Origin of the sequence: Moorena sp. SIO4E2 (assembly GCF_010671945.1) — a bacterium.
In the GTDB taxonomy this organism is placed as follows: domain Bacteria; phylum Cyanobacteriota; class Cyanobacteriia; order Cyanobacteriales; family Coleofasciculaceae; genus Moorena; species Moorena producens.
The window spans coordinates 1-3,687 of record NZ_JAAHIE010000648.1; the positions used below are offsets into that span (position 1 = coordinate 1).

The following is a 3,687-nucleotide window of genomic DNA, read 5'->3' on the forward strand; positions in this document are numbered from 1 at the left end:
ATGGCAAAGACCTGTTGAACAAGTCAATTGGTATGATGCAGTAGAGTTCTGTGACCGCCTTTCTAAGCTAACAGGAAGGGATTATAGACTACCTTCTGAAGCCCAATGGGAATATGCCTGTCGAGGGTTTACAGAACCTCTGAACCTGGAAAACGGAGAATCCTATCCCCCATTCCACTTCGGAGAAACCATTACAACAGCTTTGGCTAATTATCGCGGAACCGATGATAAAGACTCTAGATGGTCAGGAGCTTATGGTAGAGGGCCAAAAGGAGAATACCGTCAGGAAACAACACCAGTAGAATATTTTAAAGTCGTCAACTCTTTTGGACTCAGTGATATGCACGGCAATGTTTGGGAATGGTGCGCTGATGATTGGCATGATAACTACAAAGGTGCGCCCACAGATGGCAGTGCTTGGATTGATGGTAATGAAGCAGAAAATGTCAATGCTGAAAATTCGTCATATTCAGCTAAAAATGATGAAAATATTTCAAATTCAGCGCTGCGGGGCGGCTCCTGGAACGACCATCCTTATAACTGCCGTTCTGCGATTCGCCTCAGCGTCCTTAGGCGCGGCTACCGCTTCAGCCTTTATGGTTTTCGTGTAGTGTGCGCTGGATGAAGTCAGAAGTTTGTTCGCGTAGCGTGGCCAAAGGCCAAGTCAGAAGTCAGAAGTTTGAATAAATAATTTGAGTTATCAACAAGTTTCAATTCAGGACAGAACAAAGAAGTTTGCGGTTAGAATAGTCAAAGCTTGGGTTTGGTTAGAAGAAGAATCTAAAGTTCCTAGAACCTTAGCGAATCAGTTATTAAGGTCAGGAACTTCTATCGGAGCTAATTGTAGTGAAGCTCAGTCAGCCCAATCCCGAAGAGATTTTATCAGTAAATATCAAATTGCTCTCAAAGAAGCAAGAGAAACAAAATACTGGCGCTTAGGTTCTGATAGAAGCTGAACTGGTATCATTAGAAAAGTTCAAAGCACTAATCCAAGAAACCGAGGAAATTATTAAAATCCTAGTCACCACCGTCAAAAAACTCAAAGAATAGACTTCAAACTTTCTAAAAACTTCAAACTTCTGACTTCTGACTTCTGACTTCTGACTTGATAGAAACTTCTAACTTCTGACTTAATAAAAACTTCTGACTTCAAACTTCTGACTTCTGACTTGATAAAAACTTCTGACTTCTGACTTAATAAAAACTTCTGACTTCATTAAAGCTGTTTGACCTGATGGTGCGTTACGGGACGGACTGTCTCAATACTGGCTACCGATAAAATCAGGGCGAGCCCGTCCCTAACACACCCTACCCAACTTCTGACTTCTGACTTAATAAACACTTCTGACTTCTGACTTCTGACTTCTGACTTGATAGAAACTTCTGACTTCACATCCCGATCTACTCCTCTTCATCATCATCCGGTAATTTTTCCATCTCCTTGGCAATTAGCGTCTGAAATTCCTCGCCACAATGAACATTCAAATGAATTGCAGCAGCCAGCAATTCTGCCAAAATTTCCGCTTGTTGTCTAGCACTGAGGTGAGGTGACTGAAGTTGATGAATTAAAGCGGTAACGGTTTGGCATTCTGAGCCTAATTCTGTAATTAATGTTTTGAGAGTATTGCTCGTAATAGGAAGGGAGCGGTCGCGAATCTGCATAATTATTTACCCAATCGTTTTAGTGCTTGCTGAATGCCCTTCTCAAAGGCACGAATCTCAGTTTCCCAATGCCTTATTAAACCTTGATCTGGAAAGTCCTTTTCATACTCTAGTTTAATCTTTTCTTGGTGTTCAGCAATACGCTGATTCAAGCTACGAATTGCCTTTTTGTGGTTTTTCTTTCCCATAAAGTTTATAGATGCACCCACAGACTTGCACCAGTATCTTATCGGGATGGTGTCTTCACCACCTTTATATTTTACCTACCCATACTTTTTATCTTGTAGGGTGAATGAATTGGTAGATCTCATTTTTGCGGTTTGACCTGCTGGTGCGTTACGGGGCGGGCTATTTCAACCAGGCGCAAAGAGGCTTAAAATTAGGGCAAGCCCGCCCCTAACGCACCCTACTGGACTTCTAAATTCTAAATTCTAAATTCTAAATTCTAAATTCCCGTTATATACAAACAAAAAAGCGCTCCCCAAACGGAGAGCGCTTCTTTCAAACTCAGCCAATTAAGCCAAGTTTAGATTAGCCGTTGATAACTGGAGCAGTTAAAGCAACAGGAGTAGCTTCACCAGCAGCTAGGTCTAGAGGGAAGTTGTGAGCGTTACGCTCGTGCATTACCTCGAAACCTAGGTTAGCCCGGTTAAGAACATCAGCCCAGGTGCTGATTACATGACCTTGTGAGTCAATGATGCTCTGGTTGAAGTTGAAGCCATTCAGGTTGAACGCCATGGTGCTGATGCCCAAAGCGGTAAACCAGATGCCTACTACAGGCCAAGCACCTAAGAAGAAGTGCAAGGCACGGCTGTTGTTGAAGGACGCATATTGGAAGATCAAACGACCGAAGTAGCCGTGAGCTGCAACGATATTGTAAGTTTCTTCCTCTTGTCCGAACTTGTAACCATAGTTCTGAGACTCGGTTTCGGTGGTCTCACGCACTAAGGAGGAGGTCACCAAAGAACCGTGCATAGCACTAAACAGCGAACCGCCGAATACGCCAGCTACACCCAGCATGTGGAAGGGGTGCATAAGAATGTTGTGCTCAGCTTGGAACACGAACATGAAGTTGAAGGTACCGCTGATTCCCAAAGGCATACCATCGGAGAAGGAACCTTGTCCAATGGGGTAGATTAGGAACACAGAAGTAGCAGCAGCCAAGGGAGCGCTGTAAGCAACGCAGATCCAAGGACGCATGCCTAGACGGTAGCTCAGCTCCCACTGACGACCCATGTAGGTGAAGATACCAACAAGGAAGTGGAAGACGATTAGCTGGTAAGGACCACCATTGTAGAGCCACTCATCTAAGGAAGCTGCTTCCCAGATGGGGTAGAAGTGCAAGCCAATGGCGTTAGAAGAAGGAACAACAGCACCAGAGATGATGTTGTTGCCATAAATCAAAGAGCCAGCAACAGGCTCGCGGATGCCATCAATGTCCACAGGGGGAGCAGCGATGAAGGCGATGATGAAGCAGATGGTAGCGGTTAGCAATGTAGGGATCATCAGTACACCGAACCAGCCTACATAGAGGCGGTTGTTGGTGGAAGTGATCCAATCGCAGAACCGGTCCCACACGTTAGCGTTACGCTGGTTTAATGTGGTAGTCATGTTCGGATGATTGCGTTTATTAGATTATCTAGGTTCAGAAGGCTTGTTTCGCCTGTCTGTATTTATCCTAATACAATCCTGAAGATAAATACATTTTCCAGGTTTAATCGTAACTTTATTTAAAACTAGTTAACTTTGCTTAATAAAAAAATGGCGATCGCTTTCTTGAAAGATGACTGATAGCTCCCACAATGGTGATGAATCAGAGGGATGAATCAGAGGGATGAATCCTAGGCTAGGCATGGCTTAGCCAGGTTATGGCCAGCTTGGTTAATCCGTTTGAACCACTGCTATATTAGCTTAACATTGCTTAACAAAGATAGTAGTGATTGCTTTTGTCAATATTTACTGATATCTGGGACAATTTTGATTAATCCTAGGGATTAATCCTAGATGAATCGTAGGGTGGGCAGA

The 3,687-nt window shown here is 43.7% G+C and carries 6 protein-coding genes; 2 read left to right on the top strand and 4 right to left on the bottom strand.

The genetic code is table 11. The annotated features are described in order from the left end of the window. Together F6K37_RS34745 and F6K37_RS34750 are read left to right on the top strand one after the other, a co-directional pair. The coding region (locus F6K37_RS34745; protein WP_287255381.1) for a formylglycine-generating enzyme family protein at positions 1 to 625 on the top strand (625 nt) is incomplete at its 5' end. Between the two features lie 67 nt (positions 626 to 692). Beyond that, positions 693 to 956, top strand: a complete 264-nt coding sequence (locus F6K37_RS34750; RefSeq protein ID WP_008185548.1) for a four helix bundle protein — start codon at positions 693 to 695, stop codon at positions 954 to 956. 260 nt (positions 957 to 1,216) lie between these two features. On the opposite strand, the gene F6K37_RS34755 is transcribed toward F6K37_RS34750, so the two are convergent. The 4 genes from F6K37_RS34755 to psbA form a co-directional block, all read right to left on the bottom strand. Beyond that, positions 1,217 to 1,393 carry a hypothetical protein gene (locus F6K37_RS34755; RefSeq protein ID WP_154659826.1) on the bottom strand — a complete coding sequence of 59 codons (177 nt, stop codon included), beginning with the start codon at positions 1,391 to 1,393 and terminating at the stop codon, positions 1,217 to 1,219. Positions 1,394 to 1,401: 8 nt separating this feature from the next. After that, the gene (locus F6K37_RS34760; RefSeq protein ID WP_008185542.1) at positions 1,402 to 1,662 is read right to left on the bottom strand and encodes a hypothetical protein; all 261 of its coding nucleotides are present in this window, start codon (positions 1,660 to 1,662) and stop codon (positions 1,402 to 1,404) included. A 2-nt stretch (positions 1,663 to 1,664) separates the two neighbouring features. Then, positions 1,665 to 1,850 (bottom strand): hypothetical protein, encoded by a 186-nt coding sequence (locus F6K37_RS34765; protein WP_008185541.1) that lies wholly within the window; start codon positions 1,848 to 1,850, stop codon positions 1,665 to 1,667. A 343-nt stretch (positions 1,851 to 2,193) separates the two neighbouring features. Then, positions 2,194 to 3,273 (bottom strand): photosystem II q(b) protein, encoded by a 1,080-nt coding sequence (gene psbA, locus F6K37_RS34770; protein WP_008185538.1) that lies wholly within the window; start codon positions 3,271 to 3,273, stop codon positions 2,194 to 2,196. Positions 3,274 to 3,687: the final 414 nt, after the last annotated feature.